12 protein-coding genes and 5 pseudogenes are annotated in these 15495 nt (G+C 59.9%); 4 read left to right on the top strand and 13 right to left on the bottom strand.

The genetic code is table 11. From position 1 onward, the window contains the following. The first annotated feature begins 62 nt into the window (after positions 1-62). Positions 63-1298, top strand: a complete 1236-nt coding sequence (locus tag NKJ04_RS14225) for an ATP-grasp domain-containing protein (RefSeq protein WP_352675744.1) — start codon at positions 63-65, stop codon at positions 1296-1298. 407 nt (positions 1299-1705) lie between these two features. Here NKJ04_RS14225 and NKJ04_RS14220 read toward each other — a convergent pair. Beyond that, positions 1706-2635 (bottom strand): annotated as a pseudogene (locus NKJ04_RS14220) (IS3 family transposase); the annotation flags it as partial. 63 nt (positions 2636-2698) lie between these two features. Between NKJ04_RS14220 and NKJ04_RS14215 the strand changes: the two are divergent. After that, positions 2699-3750, top strand: a pseudogene (locus tag NKJ04_RS14215) (IS110 family RNA-guided transposase). Between the two features lie 238 nt (positions 3751-3988). Here NKJ04_RS14215 and NKJ04_RS14210 read toward each other — a convergent pair. Next, positions 3989-4133: pseudogene (locus NKJ04_RS14210) on the bottom strand (transposase); the annotation flags it as partial. 83 nt (positions 4134-4216) lie between these two features. Between NKJ04_RS14210 and NKJ04_RS14205 the strand changes: the two are divergent. Together NKJ04_RS14205 and NKJ04_RS14200 are read left to right on the top strand one after the other, a co-directional pair. After that, positions 4217-4460, top strand: a pseudogene (locus tag NKJ04_RS14205) (transposase); the annotation flags it as partial. Between the two features lie 171 nt (positions 4461-4631). Then, positions 4632-5318: pseudogene (locus tag NKJ04_RS14200) on the top strand (transposase); the annotation flags it as partial. A 374-nt stretch (positions 5319-5692) separates the two neighbouring features. On the opposite strand, the gene NKJ04_RS14195 reads toward NKJ04_RS14200, so the two are convergent. The 11 genes from NKJ04_RS14195 to nifE form a co-directional block, all read right to left on the bottom strand. Further along, a complete protein-coding gene (locus NKJ04_RS14195; RefSeq protein WP_352675883.1) occupies positions 5693-5956 on the bottom strand; it encodes an exopolysaccharide production repressor protein in 264 nt (87 codons plus the stop codon). 81 nt (positions 5957-6037) lie between these two features. Then, a complete protein-coding gene (fdxB, locus tag NKJ04_RS14190; RefSeq protein WP_352675742.1) occupies positions 6038-6355 on the bottom strand; it encodes a ferredoxin III, nif-specific in 318 nt (105 codons plus the stop codon). Further along, entirely contained in the window at positions 6352-6555 is a 204-nt protein-coding gene (locus tag NKJ04_RS14185) for a CCE_0567 family metalloprotein (RefSeq protein WP_352675740.1), read from the bottom strand. The genes fdxB and NKJ04_RS14185 overlap by 4 nt, the downstream gene beginning before the upstream one ends. 24 nt (positions 6556-6579) lie before the next feature. Continuing rightward, positions 6580-7041, bottom strand: coding sequence for a DUF269 domain-containing protein (locus NKJ04_RS14180; RefSeq protein WP_352675738.1), 462 nt, complete (start codon positions 7039-7041; stop codon positions 6580-6582). Positions 7042-7381: 340 nt separating this feature from the next. Further along, a complete protein-coding gene (locus NKJ04_RS14175; protein ID WP_352675736.1) occupies positions 7382-8548 on the bottom strand; it encodes a TlpA disulfide reductase family protein in 1167 nt (388 codons plus the stop codon). Positions 8549-9855: 1307 nt separating this feature from the next. Further along, positions 9856-10140, bottom strand: coding sequence for a universal stress protein (locus NKJ04_RS14170; RefSeq protein ID WP_352675733.1), 285 nt, complete (start codon positions 10138-10140; stop codon positions 9856-9858). Between the two features lie 698 nt (positions 10141-10838). Then, positions 10839-11624, bottom strand: a complete 786-nt coding sequence (locus tag NKJ04_RS14165) for a response regulator transcription factor (RefSeq protein ID WP_352545596.1) — start codon at positions 11622-11624, stop codon at positions 10839-10841. 27 nt (positions 11625-11651) lie between these two features. After that, positions 11652-12131 carry a NifX-associated nitrogen fixation protein gene (locus NKJ04_RS14160; protein ID WP_286461356.1) on the bottom strand — a complete coding sequence of 160 codons (480 nt, stop codon included), beginning with the start codon at positions 12129-12131 and terminating at the stop codon, positions 11652-11654. 17 nt (positions 12132-12148) lie between these two features. Further along, positions 12149-12646 carry a nitrogen fixation protein NifX gene (nifX, locus tag NKJ04_RS14155; protein ID WP_352675730.1) on the bottom strand — a complete coding sequence of 166 codons (498 nt, stop codon included), beginning with the start codon at positions 12644-12646 and terminating at the stop codon, positions 12149-12151. After that, on the bottom strand, positions 12612-13994 hold the full coding sequence (gene nifN, locus NKJ04_RS14150) for a nitrogenase iron-molybdenum cofactor biosynthesis protein NifN (protein ID WP_352675728.1): 1383 nt from the start codon (positions 13992-13994) through the stop codon (positions 12612-12614). Before nifN ends, nifX begins: the two co-directional genes overlap by 35 nt. Positions 13995-14003: 9 nt before the next feature. Then, a complete protein-coding gene (gene nifE / locus NKJ04_RS14145; protein WP_352675727.1) occupies positions 14004-15494 on the bottom strand; it encodes a nitrogenase iron-molybdenum cofactor biosynthesis protein NifE in 1491 nt (496 codons plus the stop codon). Position 15495: the final 1 nt, after the last annotated feature.

Here is a 15495-nt window from a genome sequence, read left to right as displayed (position 1 = left end):
AAGATTGGCTGATGCCGATCTTAGCTTCGACCGCGCCCAGCATGCAAAATCGGAGTCAACAAGTGGCAACAAGAGCTCTTATATTGGTTGAGGGTCATCCGCGCTTGGGCCTGCAATACGTTCAAGCGGCTAAGCGCCTTGGTCTTCAACCAATTACCCTGTCGGCTGATCCAGCTCAGTACGGCTATCTTTCGGCGGAAAACGTTAAGGCAATCGGTGTCGATACTGACGGTCTGGAATCGCTGTCTCGCGAATGTACCCGCCTATCTTCGTCCTATGATATTGCTGGCGTTACCGGGTTTTCGCGCGCCGACGAGTCGGCCTGTGTGACGGCTGCTAAACTCTGCCGGTACCTCAATCTACCTGGACCTAACCCTACATCAATGGAACGATGCTGTGACAAGTTCGTTCAACGTCAGCTCCTTGCACTTGCCGGCGTTCCAGTGCCTACCTATCGCCTAGCATCGAACGCGGCTGACGTTGAACGCTCAGCTGCGGAGATGACCCTTCCGGTTATTCTCAAGCCGGCTGCAGGCAGCGGAAGCTGCGGCGTCCGACTATGCCGCACCCTCGATGAGCTAGCCGAACATACCGCTTACTTACTGGGCAACAAAGCCTTATGGCGGTCTTCGCCTAGGATACTGCTCGAAGAATTCGCGCAAGGTCCTTACTATGAAGCTGACATAATGGGAGATGAGGTCGTTTCGATTGGTACTGCTGAGTTATGGCCCCCACCCCATTTCATCTTTCGGGAAGTGACCTATCCGGCCTCCCTGAATGATGAGGAGTATAAATGTATAGCTGATGTCTCGCTGGCCTGTTTGCGAGCTCTCGGCCTCGGATGGGGACCAACGAACATTGAACTCCGGTGGACGACGCGTGGCCCGGTCGTTATTGAGGTCAATCCACGTATGCCTGGCACGCCGTTTCCTGAACTGGTCCAGTTGGCTTACGGTGTTGATCTGGTTTACGAGCACATCAAGGTTGTCATCGGCGACAAACCTGATTTGCGCAGAAGGCATTCGAACACTGCTATCGCGCGGATCCTCGTTCCAGATCACGATGGTATTCTCGATTGGATCGACGGCACTCGGGCGGCTGCTATACCAGGTGTAGCCGAGGTCAAATTCTATGTTCAACCCGGAATGCCGGTCACCAGGAAAGGCAATTACCGAGATTATATAGGACACGTGATCGCCGCCTCACCCAGCTGTGCTCAGAGCAAGGCGATAGTTCAACAGGCTGTCGACTCTACCGAATTGTTGATCACACCATTTCCGACCCTTGGCGAAGTGTGAAAGTTTCGCGGCGCTTGCTCTCAGCATCAGCGCAGGTGGGCAGGGTGTTGAGAGTTTTATGTTCGGCCTGCTAGCGTCGAGCCGGAATGTTCTGCTCTGCGGAGGAGTTCGCAAGCCTGGACCTCGAACGTGACGTTGTGTGCCGGGGCGAAAGAACAAAGCGCCTCAATCCTCGGAGAGCTTCGCCGCTAATCTGGATTCGTGCGCAACAGCGCCACTCCTCCGGCTGACGCAGCATGAACGTAATCTGCGCCGCTGAGAACCTCCGGCGTTGCCCCGAATCCCTTGGCGACAGACGAGCTGTCTTGGCACGAGTGGCAAATGCCGACGGCAGCGGAGGTAACAACGCAGACGGAAAGGCCCGGCCAGTAAGCACGATCCTTCGGCCGTGACCTTGCCCCCAGTTTCTATCCAATTTTGAGTTCGTTTCCGGCGTGGGTTGTGCCCTGCTGGGCGGGTGAAGCGACGGTCGTTGGCGCGGAGCAGTTGGCATAGCGGAGCGCGAGCGACCGTCGCGGATTGAAGGTGCTGGCGAATTCGGCCGGGGTCTGCCAGGCGATTTGGGAGTGCGGCCGCGCGATGTTGTAGTCGGCGCGCCACAGGGCGATTGCTACGCGCGCCTGGGCAAGCGAGGTAAACAGCGTCTCGTTGAGCAGTTCATCGCGCAGTCAGCCGTTGAAGCTCTCGATGAAGCCATTCTGCATCGGCTTGCCGGCCGCAATGTAATGCCATTCGACGCGGTTCTGATCCGCCCAGGAGAGGATGGCGTTCGAGGTGAACTCGCTGCCATTGTCGCTGACGATCATCCTCGGCCGGCCGCGCTCGGCAATGAGCCGGTCCAATTCGCGGGCAACCCGCATGCCCGAGAGAGACGTATCAACGATGAGTGCCAGGCACTCTCTCGTGCAGTCGTCGACGACGGCCATGATGCGGAAGCGGCGCCTGTCGGTGAGTTGGTCCGATACGAAGTCGAGCGACCAGCGCTCGTCGGGCCTCAGCGGCACTAGCATCGGCGCCCTGGTCCCGATCGCCCGTTTGCGGCCGCCACGGCGGCGAACGGCGAGCTTCTCCTCCCGATAGAGCCGGAACAGCTTCTTGTGGTTCACGACCAGGCCCTCCCGCCTCAGCATCACGAGAAGACGCCGGTAGCCGAACCGGCGACGCTCCTGCGCGATCGCCTTCATCCGCTCGCGAACCTCGCGGTCGTCCGGCCTGCTGATCTCGTAACGAACCGTCATGCGGCAACAGCCGATGGCTTTACACGCCCGCCGTTCGCTCATCCCAAAGCCTTCCTTCAGGCGAGCGACAGCTTTCCGCTTGGCCGCGGGCGTCACCATTAATGGGAGGTCCGCCTCGTCCTCCTGCCGCATCATGAGGCTGTAAAGTCGAAGGAGGTTGCAATGCCACAACGTAATGTGCCGCGTCCTGCCGCAGTCTACGGAATCGATATCGGTAAGAACATATTCCACGTCGTTGGCCTCGGAAGCGACGGCGTGCCAGTTCAAAAGGTTCGTTTCCGACGTGACACGCTGCTACAATTCTTCGAGCGAGCCGCGCCGGCGATCGTTGGCATGGAATCGTGCGCCGGATCTCAATGGATTGCGAGGAAGATACAGGCGCTCGGACATAAGGTGCGCTTGATCCCCGCGCAGTTCGTGAAGCCCTACGTCAAGTCGAACAAGACCGACACCATCGATGCGGAGGCGATCGCTGAGGCGGCCACGCGGCCAACAATGCGGTTTGCTGCACTCAAGAGCGAGGAACAAGCCGATCTTCAGGCTTTGCACCGGGTGCGGGACCAGATGATCGGAACGAGAACTCGTCTGATCAATCAGATGAGAGCCTTCTGCCTCGAATACGGGATCGCCCTACGCCAGGGGGCAGGCCTGTTAAAGCTCGACTGCCGCTGGTTCTCAACGATGCGTCGAACGACCTATCGCCGGCGATGCGCAAACTGCTCACGGATCTGTTCGCCGACCTCCACCAGCTAGAGCAGCGCATTCAGGACGTGACAAGGGAGATAGCTGCGATCGCAGATCGAGAAGATGTTGCCCGCCGGCTCATGACGATCCCCGGCATCGGAGCACTGGGCGCCACCGCCCTTCTTGCGGCAGTCGGCAACGGACGCCAGTTCCAGAAGGCCCGCGATCTGGCTGCATGGCTGGGCCTTGTCCCGCGGGAACACTCGACCGGGGGCAAGCAGAAGCTCCTCGGCATCAGCAAGCGCGGGAACCGCTACGTCCGCAAGCTCCTCGTTCATGGCGCGCGATCCTGCTTCAGACATCTGGATCGAACCCGGGATCGCCTTGGAAGCTGGCTCGATGGGCTGCAGAGCCGAATGCATCCGAACAAGGCCGTTGTCGCACTCGCCGCCAAGATGGCACGTATTGTCTGGGTTGTTCTGACCAAGCCGGGAGCGCTCTACGAACGCAGGGATCCTGCATTCGCCTGACGCTTGCGGCTCGATTGCAAGGCTCGGGAATAGTGATGACGAAACAGTGGATCAGCATGCCGTAAGCCCTGTGCAAAAAAGCGGGCTTCGTGCCCGAACCATTTATTGGGAACGGTGTGCGCGGATCTCATCATGGCCTGGCTGCAACAGCAGCCCGCTCGCGAGAGGCCGGATACATTTATGCAACTGGAATCGTCATCGGCGCTGTCGTGAACCCTTGCACGGACGAGGCGGACCATACATTTTTTCCGAGAAGATCCTTCAACGCGGCATTGTCGAGCATCGCGTCGGCCAGAAGCCGCTTTAGCCGCGTGTTCTCGTCCTCCAGCGCCTTAAGTCGCCGAGCCTCGGAAGATATCCATCCCGCCGAAGCGGGCCTTCCAGTTTGATCTGATCCCCCGAAACTGGACCGTTCAGAATTGGAGTTTTCCGCTGTAGTTTCCCGGCTGGGAGAGGAGCGGAAGCGATGAAAGCATCGAAGTTTTCGGACGCGCAGAAGGCGTTCATTCTGAAGCAGGGAGCGGATGGGTTTGCTGTGGCGGAGATCTGCCGGAGGGCCGGGATCAGCCAGGCGACCTATTTCAACTGGAAGACGAAATATGACGGGCTGCTGCCGACAGAGATGAAGCGGCTGAAGCAGCTCGAGGACGAGAACCGCAAGCTCAGAAAGCTGGTCGCCCGACCTGTCGCTGGACAAGGAGATGCTGCAGGGAACCGACGAAGGCAGCTGTTGACTGCCCAGGTGAAGGAATCTAGTTCTTCCGGAATGCCTTAGTCGGTGGAGTGAAAAAGCCGAAAGATACCAGAAGGAGCTAGACCAAGACCAGCAGGCTGTTGAAGAAGTCAGGCTCTTTGGCAATGACGCGGCCTGCGGCACCATGACCCCAGCAAGCATCACGGCGCTGACGAAGGAGGAGTTTGTGGCAGCAGCTTGGGATGTCGTCGGCCGCAAGGTCAGCAAGACAAAAATTCTGATGGATATTTTCGAGACGGCGCGCTCATCGATGGGATTGCAGCTGCCACTTGATGCCCCTGCCATTCGCATGTTCCGGATGGTCATTGACGAAGTACGCAGCCTGATCCGGCAACGCAATGAGATCGAAGCACAGGCCGACGATCTGCTGCGGCACAGCCAGATTATCAGCTCCTGCGACAAATCCCTGGCATCGGACCGATCAACGCATTGACCGTCACTGCCGAAGCCGGCGATCTTCGCCGTTTCGGTCATCATCGCCAGTTTCTAAAGTTCTGCGGGCTGGACCTCTCGACCACAGAAGTCCGGTCAATATCGAGGCCAGACCCGCCTTTCCAAATTCGGCAATGCTCGTTTGCGCCGCACCCTGTGGATCGCCGGGCAAGTTGCCATCCGACAGCGTGAGAACGGATTCCGGCACAAGTTCGAACGCAACATCGCAAGAGATCGCGACAATCCAGATCTGCGCCGCAAGGCGATGACCGCTATTACCGCCAAGATGGCGCGCGTCGTACACGCCGTCGTCAAAGGCGGTTCCGATTACCGGCCCTTCGTTGAGGGGCGGGTGCCAGGAGGAAGAACCTCTGTCAGCTAGGCCGTAAGGGCATCGCTGCGATGACCCTGTAGATAATGTTTGGGTCTTCCACCTGGATCAGAAGCTCGTGTTGAGGGCGGTGAGGGCCGCTATCAGCGTACCCTGTGTTTGCTATGGACGAGATCTTTTCCCTTGCCGGTGGAAGCCGCCTGGTTCGACTATGGAACTTGACGAGCATCATGCGGCGAGAGCATGTTGACGAACAGAGAGACTTTGACTGTCTCCTCCATTTTCCTTCCGCTCTTAGGACGTTGTCCGAGACGATCGTGCGAGACCTGCCGCGGCGGGCGATGATGGCGTCCAGTTCCCGGACGACGCTGGCGCCCGACAGCGATGGTTGGTCCAAAGTGGCGCTAACTTGAGCACTGACCTTGTCACGGCGCCTCAAGGCAGCAGCAGCGATATGGCCAGCATTTGGTCGCGCTGAGCAAATCTGCGGATTCATTCGTCACCTCATCAAGGTCTTGCGGCTCGGATCCGACTTCCTTGCAACTGCCGAAGTGCTCAGCCCTTTTGCCACCAGACCGCCAGATCAGAAAGAGCACGCTTGCGAAATACGCCAGCTGAAGGAGCAGCGAACAAGCTAGCGTCGTAACAACTACTGTGCGGATGGAATGAGAAGCGACGTAGACGATCAAAGCGTTGGTGCACAGGACCAGGCACAGGACGCGATAAAAGATTCTAAGGGGCAACGCCGTTCTCCTGGATTGTCCACCAGATCATGCAGCGACATTGTCGGCCGCAACATGGGTCTGGCAGTTCTTCGGGCAGACGCGGGCGCAGGCTCCGCAGCCAATGCAGCGGCCGGGATGGTCGACGACCATGATCATGCGATTGAGCTCGCCATCGAAATCGTCATCCCCGTCGTCGCAGGGGCCGAGGATCTCACCCGTGTCATCGACGCCGTAAAGATGCATGACCTCGCGCGAGCAAACTTTGAAACAGCGACCGCAGCCGATGCAGGTCGTGCCGTTTATAGCGGTGAGATATTCCGGCACCCATCCGGAGCCGTCGCGAGTGATGAATGTGCTCGTCATGGTAACTTCTTCATTGCAACGAGCTCTCTCCTGGCACCACCCAACTCGGAAAAAACGGCCGACGCTTCCTCGGCAACTTCCTCTATCTCCGTCCATTTTCTCGGGAGATCCTCTGCAAGGTCGCGCAATTTCATCTTGGCAATTGCCGCGCCCAGCTGAAGCTTTCGGACTTTCGTCCCCATCTCATCTAGCTTTGACATAACCCTTCCTCGAAATCGGTGTCTTCACGCCCGTGCCACGTCGCGATAAGCTTCAGTGGCTGCGGGCGCATCGTCGACCAGTTTCGCACCGGCCTCCCCGAGTTGCCGGAACGTCTCGAAGCCGAACCGATGGACGTCTGGACAGAACGACGAGCTGCCCGACCGTGAAAAGCACGGGCCCGAAGGCCTTACGGTTTTCATCTCAATCATTGGCGATGTCATCAGGCCGGAGCGCTCCTCGATCGCAAGCCCGACGGCCGTGTAGAACATATCGAGCCTCCACAGCACGTCCGGATCGGGATCGCCGATGATGGGATCGCACGGCGCTGTTTTTTGGTGATGATGAAGTCGCCCAGCAGTTCGGCGTCCGATTTGCCTTTCCCACGAGCCATAGGAGTCTTGAGCACGGATCAGCCGCACGAGGCATGTGACAAAAGGCATGGCAAGGGCCGCCTCGTCCTCGTTGACCGGATGACTGACCAGCATCAGACATTTCGCCTTCTCCTCATTTCAGTTCTCTTCCTCGAAGCACGATGTCTGTTTCTGGCACGCCTACTTCGGGCACACTTGCACAGCCGACGCCCGGCTCGGCGCGGCTGATTCCACGCAATTGACGTCCCTTTGGCCGACCTTGAACACGTCCTCGGCTGCGAAGTCTTCCACGCGAATTCGCGTCGAACATCACTTCCGCCCCAATGCGGCCGGAGGCCATGAAGATTCGAGCCTCGGTCCTGCTGCAAACGATCGACCAAGTGCTGCATGGACCCTCCTTGCTGCGGTCGCGCGAGGGAAATGGACGAATTGGCCAGTAAGCAATTTCGAGCAATCACCCTTTTTTAGCTTTCTTTCTTGGCCGACCGCGCTTTGGCACCTTCGGGAAACTGTTTTGCGCAGCCGCAAAGAGAGCGCCGCAACAAGCCTTCGCACCCCTGTACTTGGCAAGGGCCTGCAGCAAATCCCGCAGATGCTGCTCTTTCAATTCGGCTGGGATAGGCTCCGGACCGTCCAGCGACGTCAGTGCCAGTTCGACCAATTCGATCGCGCGATCATTGTTGCCGTTCTCGTAATAGTACCGGGCGACCGCGGGATAGGACCGGAACTTTGGACTGTCGCCTTGCGGGGGATTCAGCGCCAGGATGTGTTCGGACAGCTCCTTGCCCATCGCGAAGCGCTCAGCAGGAAGGCGCGAATGGTGATTGGCCGGATGGAAAAGTTGGTCTAGCGCCGAAACCATCCAATCCTCGGAATTTTTGTCGATCGCGTCGCGAACCAACTGGCGCATCACGGGCAAGCCGGTCCACATGTCTTGTATTTTGTGAAGCAACAGATGTGCATGGGCCAGGCGGAAATTGAGGTCGTCCGGCATCAAGGCGATGCCCTCTTCGATCGCCCAGAGCGCCGTCTTCCAATCTTCCAGCTTCACCGCCGCCCAGAACCTGTCATCGATCGGCTTCTTCAGCGCTTGTCCGCGCGCCAGGGGTTCGCTTGTGGCAATCCGCTGCTGATCGGCGGCTTTCGCTTTGTTGCTCGTAGGCCAGCTGCCGTTGAACACTTTCGGCAAAACCTCACCGAGTTGGCACGGATGACCGATAAAGGCGATGCAGCCGTCTCGGTCGACTACGAACGAGGTCGGAATCCCGACGCAAAAGCTGGGTTCCCTCCAAAGCTTCTTCATTTCGCCTGTGTAGTCGAACGCAATCCGATGATTCAGATCCGGGCACTTTTCGGCCAACCACGCGTCCAACTTGGTCCGGGCCTCGACGGCCGTTGGAGCGTCTTCATCAGCCGCGATCCCGACGACCTCAAGTCCGCTGTCCTTGTATTTCTCCTGTAGCTGCATCAGCTCGAGCATCTCCGCCGCACATAGTTCGCACCACGTTGCCCAAAATTCGATGATATAGACTTTGCCGGGCTGGAAGTCCGCAAGGGGCTCGCCACGCAGCCAGTCCTCCACTTTGATCGAAGGAGCCGGTGACCCCATCCGCAACATCATCTTGCCCTCCAAAGCTGTCGCCAAAGGTTGCGTGATCTTATGCGCAAGCTTGTTCCCCTTTGAGACGGGGCACGAGGGTTCAACGAAGGGAGAGCATTGTTCGTCTTGCGCATCTGCGTGCAGTCAGCCTTCACTCAGTGTTGCTGAATCTCAATTCGCAAAGGCCGTGCCAACGCGCTCAGCGTGCGGTAAATGCTTGATTGACTTCTGCGGCGCCTAAGATCGCCGGTTGTATTGGACGCGACAGATTATCCGCCACTGTCAGGTCTTGGACACGCATCACCCGCTTCCCGTCGGCGCAGATGCGTGGCCACCGACGTCTCGATATATAGGGACGAACAGATGCATGACCGCGTTGGCTACCGGCAGCCTCGTCATCATCGTCCGCCTCAAGCGTTGCTAGCTTCTTGTCGTTTCGGTCGCTCAGGTGGTAGCGCAACGCCATTGCGATTGCAGGCGCGGCTCCATCCGAGCATCGCCTCTGCCCTACCTCTTCCGCTTTGCGCTTGATTCCTGGTGGCGACGCAGGAGTTCTTCACGACGACGCCGGTTATGTCCGGCTGCGGGTCGCGAGTACCGTTATCGCCAGATGATGATCGTGGGGAAGAGAACCATGATGAGTGCCGGCCTGTGCCGGGCCGGTGAACTCTCCCGGATCCTACTTTTGTTGTTCTGTGTCCCTGTGCGCAGGCCCTACAGGGGACCACCTGGTGCGAATGTGAGCGTTGTCGGAATTGGCCGGTCTCAAGGCCGCTCGGTCGCCACGCGGTGGGCCGGGCAGACTGAAAACGCCGAAGATGCGGCGCCCTCGCCGCTGACCCGGCTACCATCCCAGGCGATGACACGTTGCTGCCACCGTTCGCGCCGAGGCCGGCAAGAGCCCGACCGTCGGACTCGAAGGTCGGTGCCTTGGCCGCTGCACGTCGTTGCCATGTTCCGTTCCCGGCCAGTGGTGAGGGAAATCCTGATAACGCTAATACGAAGAGGCTATGGTCCGAACGCGGCCTGCCGCGCTGAAACGACTCTCTTTCTCGACCTGACGCCGGCTCGAGTATTGGTGTTTCGAGCGCATTGAGGGTGCCTGGGCTTCTGCCCGGCCGTTTGTCTGCGCGTTACGGGTTGTCCCGGCGAGCAGACACCGAGCGCGTTAGAGGCGTCCGGGGAATGTTCTTTGCGACGGCGCTTGCAAGTTGCTCATGAGCTTCGCGAAACCTGCTCGTTTGCGGCGACCTTCCTCCAACTTGGTATCAGGGTAGGTGGCCAGCGGAGTAGAGCTTTGAACAGCATCGGTGCTACTTCAGAACCCGTCAGCGGGCCAAAAACAGCGGCAAAGGCGTGCCAACTATCCATCTTATCACGCTACCGGAGAGCCGCTCGCGCAACCAGCGGCTGCCATAAGCGCCCATGACGATCACGTCGGCAGACGTGTCGATTGCGTGCTGCGCTAGCACCGTGGCCACCGGTTTGCCGCGGCTCGCCAGCCGGTCGACCCAAACCCGAGCACCGTGCCGAGTGAGATAGGCAGCGATGTCGGCTCCCCGGCTCGGCGCCGTTTCCGGTGCAGGTCGCCTCCGGATCGACGACTGCGACACGAACTTCCTCAGCACCGGCTAGCAGATGCAGCGCTTCTCGAATCGAACGGGACGCCTCGACTCGCGAATCCCAGCCGACCAGCACGCGCCGTGGAGACAGAGTCGCCTCAGCGCCCTCCGGTACGACAAGCACCGGCTTTCCCGTGTCGAACAAGCTGCCGTTGATAACAAGGGGTCCGAGACTAGTCTCGTTGAGAAGTGCGGGGCCGACGATTGTCAGGTCGGTGCAGAGCGCCCGCTGTCGCACCGCGTCACCGACGCCAGCCTTGTCGCAGTGTTCGGTGTCGACATCATAGCAGCGCCACGTGGCTCTCAGCACTTTGTGAATTTCCCTGCATGTCTTTTCCAGGTTGGCCATCTCCTGTGAAAATTGTTCCTGTGCGGCAATGTGGTGTGCGCGATGTCTAGACCACTCGGGGATGCCACCGCCCAACGGCGGAGGGGACCCAATAAGCGGAGGCGACATCAGGAGCGGCGGAGGCGATATAATCAGTACGGAAAGATACGCGCCGACCTCGGCGCACAAGCGAGCAGCTATTGCGACGTCCTGATCGGAATGGTCAGCTCCCGTCACACTGAGTATTTTCTTGAAGGCCATCTGACTGCTTCCCCCTGAGATGTCGGGCCCGTAGCGCGTTTCGAACCGCAAGACTTGCCTTCCAACGAAGACGGAGAGTGGCACACCATCCGTTCGCGATTCAGTCGTCCAGCTTCTCGAGCGAGTAGCCGGCAGACCTGACAGTACGAATGACGCTACCTGGCGAGGCAGCCTTCAGCGCCTTTCTGATCCGGCTGATATGGACGTCGACAGTGCGTTCACCGACATGGATATTGTCCGGCCAGGCCGCGTCGATCAGCTCGTCTCGGCTGAAGACCTTGCCGGGAGCCTCAAGAAATTGCCGCAGCAGGTTGAATTCGAGAGGTCCGAGGTGGATGTCGTGGCCATTGCCGCGAACTCGGTGGGCATCGAGCTTCATCTCAAGGCTGCCGCAGCAGAGCCAGCTGCCATTTTCGATCCCGTTTGAACCCGGCTTCGGTAGCGCCAGCTTCGTGCGTAGATAGTCGAGCAGCATCGCCGGCGTGAAGGGCCGCACAAAGCTCTCGTCAATACCTGCCTTCAAGAGATCGAGCTGCTGGTTTTCGGCGCCGGGCGCGATCAGCGCAATAACCAGCAGGCCTCTGTTCCGGAACTCCGCCTTGAGCTGGGCACAGATGGTAGACCCTGTCGAGCTTGCCGGCTGGCAGTCCAGCACCACGGCCTGCGGCTCCCGTTCACTGGCTAATGCCAGCGCTTCCTCCACGCTTCTGGCCAGTTCAATCCTGAAGCCATCCACCCCCAGAATGTGGCTGTAGTACAGATACAACTCCGCATCTTGCGAACAGATCAGTACCCCTGGCTTCATCAGCGCTACCCCAAGAACCATATCGGCCTGGACCGCCTCAATTGAGAGGGCTGGCCACCGCATGTCCTCAAGACCTGACATGATCCCCTCGATCGAAAGTCGGTTGCATCACGCCCGCGCCACCTCGGGATGAGCCTCAATGGCTGCGGTGGCATCGCCGGCCAGTTTGGTACCGGCCGCGGCGAGCTTCCAGAACGTCTCGAAACCGAACCGGTGGACGTCGCGCAGGGTCTTTGACAGAACGACCAACCGCCCGGCTGTGAAGAGCACGCGCCCGAAGCCCTCATGGCTCATCTCCATCATCGGCGATGCCATCAGGCCTGTGCGCTCCTCAATCGCAAGCCCGACGGCGGTGTAGAACTTATCGAGCCTCCACAGCACGTCCGGATCGGGATCGCCGATGATTGGAATTGCACGGCGCTGTTCCCTGGTGATGATGAAGTCGCCCAGCAGCTCGGGGTCCGATTTGCCTTCCCATGACCCGTGGGAATCATTGGCACGGATCAACCGCACGAGGCATTTGACGAACGGGGTGGCAAGGGCCGCCTCGTCCTCGGTGGCGGCAGGGCTAACAGCGGCTTCAAACATTTCGGCTACTCCTCATTTCAGCCCTCGTCCTCGAAGGAGGGTTTCTGTTCAGCGACACCTGCCTGCGCCAGCACCTTGCGCAGCCAAGGGGGAGGACACGTCCTGAGCATCATCTGCGTGCGCAACAGCACCTCTTGGATGGTCTGGGGCTGCGGCACTTTGACCGGATGGATCTTTGCGGAAACAAGTTTGGCTGCCGAAGGTCCGCCGATCGCCAGACAAAACAGGAGATGACAGCCCTTCAGCGCCTCCACCTTCGGGGTGATGCGGTCATCGCCCTCAGTTCGGTGCTTCCGGCTCTCGTCGGAAACGTCGTCGAAGGCCACGGCTTCGACGAGATTCCACTCCTCGCGCATCACGTCGTAGACAGCAAAGCGCCTGGCCGACCCGAAATGGGCGTTGAGGTTCTTCATGTCCTGCGTGGCGATTGCCACGCGCAATGCGCCGGCTTGGCGTTTCGGCGCCGGTGCGCGAACCTCGTCAGTGACGAGCGAGAGGCGACGAACGGAGCTCATCTGGGATTTCTCGCTTACGGAGTGGATCAAGCGCGTCAGGCGTCGGCGCGTGCCGGTTGGCTTCAAAAATGTTGGCAACCTCGAAGATCAGGTCGCGGGTCCCTTGGTAGAGGATTGTGAGCTTGTGCTGGGCCCCGAGCCGGTCGAAGATCGGGAAGCCGACGCGCATGAGCGGAATGCCGAGGCGCTGCGCCGCCTGGCGGCCGTGGGAATGAGTAACGAGAAGATCAGTGCCGGCGCCAAGCGTTTCCAAATCGCCGAGATCGCCGATTTGAACCGACTGCGCCGGCACTTCCTCCAGAATTTTCGACATAGCGACCGTTGTGACCGCCGCCGCGATTTCGGAGCCCATGCCGGTGAAGAAGCTCGCGAGTTGGTAGAGTTGGTCTGGTTCTGCAGCGATCGCAATTTTCTTGCCTCCAAAGTGGAAATGTCCGTCGAGCAACGCGTCCTGCAACTGCGCCCGGCGACGGCGCACGCCAGCCGGCGCCGCCGCGCCCGAAACCGCGGACAGCAGCGAGACGAACCGGTCGGCGTCCTTCAATCCAGTCAGCGACCGGAACAGCACGTAAGGCACGCCGGTCAACCTCTGCAGCAGCTCGGCCGGGCGGCGCATATGCTCCCCGATCGCGACGCATTGCACAGCCATGCCAAGCTCGCGGATATCCTCGACGCTGGTGCCGCCATAGGTGGTCGTGACCCACCGGTCGGGCACCGTACCGTCGAGCGAGCCGGAGACGTCCGGCAGAATCACCGGCTTCAGTCCAAAGCTTTCAACCATCTCACGCAAATGCTCGATATCAGCCACAGTGAGGTTCCAGCCAGGCAGGATCACGATTTTCTTCGACTGCCGCGCCTGCTCGCCGGGCCGCGTAATCCTTTCGATCATAGCGGTGACAGCCTTGGCCCAGCCCTCTTCGATCGCGCCGTAGAAATCCGGTGTGTTGGCTAGCACCACCTCCGTACCTGCGAGTTCTTTGGTGCGCTTCAGCCTGATATTGGCGATATCTCCTGCGCAGTCTTCGCCCCGGGTTTCCACCAGCGCGGTCGTGCAAACCCCGATCAGCGTTGGCTTTGTGCGGGCCTTGAGGTTGAGTATCGCCTGTTCCAGATGGTCCGCCCCACCAAGGATCGTCGCCACCTCATCCATCGCCGTTGTCTGCAAGGGGATGGCTTCCTTGAAATGCCGCACGAAGAGCACGAGCGCGAAACTGGTGCAGCCCTGGCTGCCGTGGAACAACGGCATCGCGCCGTCGACGCCAAGAAAGGCCAAGGCGGCACCCAGCGGCTGCGATGACTTCAGCGGATTGACCGCCGCCGCTTTGGTCTGGGGAAGAATGCGGACCATCGGCTCTCCTCAACACTCGCCGAAATCACCGGCCGTCGTGCCGGCGAATTCCTGGACAACATGCAAGGTCGCGGTCTCGCTTTTCGTGCGCGGCAGTTCCTGCCTCACCGCAGGCTGGCAATCCCATGGTGCCGGCTCGCGCACCTGCCCCCAGATCGGGTTGTGAATGGCGATGTCGATCTGGCGTACGAGTTCCACCATGCCGTGATAGCCGGCGTAAGGATGTTGGCGCTCCTGGTTGATATCGAGCCAGGGTGTCTTGGCCTTCAGAGCGACGAATTGCGTGCGCCCGCCTGATAGCAGGATATCGGCCTTGTGTTCGGAGAGCATGGCGTAAAGCTCGCGCGCTGCCATCTGCTCGAATATATGGTTGTCGTCCTTGAGGATCTGCTTGACCCGTTCTTTGTCTTCGACGGTCGACTTCTTGACAGAGGTGCCGACGATCTCGATCCCGATCTCCATCAGCGCATGGACGACCGACCAGGACTTCACGCCGCCGGTGTTGAGCAGCACGCGCTTGCCTTCGAGCCTCGGCCGGTAGGCGGCTAGCTTCTTCCAGGCGATCGCCTCTTCCTCTGCAATCAATAGCTCGGTGCGGCCGAGGATCTCCGGATCAGCACCCTGCTTCACGAGCAGCTCAGCTATGTTCCGGAGTGCATCCGAGGTATCGGTGATGCCGTAGAAGGAGCCTTCGAAGAACGGGATGTCCCAGCGCTCGTGCATCTTGCGTGCCAGATTGATGAGCGCGGTCGAGCACACCATCATAGCCGCCCGGGCGCGGTGCGCGCCGGCAATGTCGACGTAACGTGCGTCACCCGGAATGCAGGCGCGCACCCGGATCCCGAGCCGATCCAGCAGCGGCTTCACCAGCCAGAATTCGCCGGAGAGGTTGAATTCGCCAAGGATGTTGATGTCGTAAGGGCCGGCATCGTCGGGCTCGGCCGTGCCGATGACATGCTCGAGCAACGCCTCGCCGGCAAGCTTGTTGCCAAGATTTTTGGAGCCGACGAAGCCCGGCGCATTGACCGGCACAACGGCCAAGCCGAACTTTTCCGCCGCGCGCTTGCAGACAGCCTCGATGTCGTCGCCGATCAGCGCCGTCACGCAGGTCGAATAGACGAAGATCGCCGGCGGCCCATACGCTTCCTTGATCTCGCGGATCGCTTTGAAGAGCTTCCGCTCGCCCTGCCCCATCACAACATCGAGTTCGGTGAGGTCGGTCGTGAAGCTTGTGCGCCACAGCGTTGGCCCGGACGAAGCCGCACCGCGGTTGTCCCAGGAATTGCCCTCGCAGGCGAGCGGCCCATGGACCAGGTGTGCGACGTCGGTGATCGGCTGCAGTACGATCTTGGCGCCATCGAAGACACAGCCGCCGGCCGCCGCTCCGGGGGTCAGTGGCTTCGAACAGCCCTTTTTGCGCGCCTTGGCAACCTTGTCGCGGTTCTGCTCGCAGGCGGGCTCATTGAAGACATCCTGGATTTTGGCTCTGAGCGAGGACATT

This window comes from Mesorhizobium sp. M0618 (assembly GCF_040320765.1).
GTDB lineage: Bacteria > Pseudomonadota > Alphaproteobacteria > Rhizobiales > Rhizobiaceae > Mesorhizobium.
The sequence above is the reverse complement of the archived record's forward strand: the minus strand, read 5'-3'. Positions and strand labels throughout refer to the sequence as shown.

What these genes read in the sequence shown, in the direction of transcription:
- fdxB (WP_352675742.1), bottom strand. Translation starts at nt 6,355, where the DNA reads ATGACGAGCACATTCATCACTCGCGACGGCTCCGGATGGGTGCCGGAA.
- NKJ04_RS14185 (WP_352675740.1), bottom strand. Translation starts at nt 6,555, where the DNA reads ATGTCAAAGCTAGATGAGATGGGGACGAAAGTCCGAAAGCTTCAGCTG.
- NKJ04_RS14180 (WP_352675738.1), bottom strand. Translation starts at nt 7,041, where the DNA reads ATGCTGGTCAGTCATCCGGTCAACGAGGACGAGGCGGCCCTTGCCATG.
- NKJ04_RS14175 (WP_352675736.1), bottom strand. Translation starts at nt 8,548, where the DNA reads ATGATGTTGCGGATGGGGTCACCGGCTCCTTCGATCAAAGTGGAGGAC.
- NKJ04_RS14165 (WP_352545596.1), bottom strand. Translation starts at nt 11,624, where the DNA reads ATGTCAGGTCTTGAGGACATGCGGTGGCCAGCCCTCTCAATTGAGGCG.
- NKJ04_RS14160 (WP_286461356.1), bottom strand. Translation starts at nt 12,131, where the DNA reads ATGTTTGAAGCCGCTGTTAGCCCTGCCGCCACCGAGGACGAGGCGGCC.
- nifX (WP_352675730.1), bottom strand. Translation starts at nt 12,646, where the DNA reads ATGAGCTCCGTTCGTCGCCTCTCGCTCGTCACTGACGAGGTTCGCGCA.
- nifN (WP_352675728.1), bottom strand. Translation starts at nt 13,994, where the DNA reads ATGGTCCGCATTCTTCCCCAGACCAAAGCGGCGGCGGTCAATCCGCTG.
- nifE (WP_352675727.1), bottom strand. Translation starts at nt 15,494, where the DNA reads ATGTCCTCGCTCAGAGCCAAAATCCAGGATGTCTTCAATGAGCCCGCC.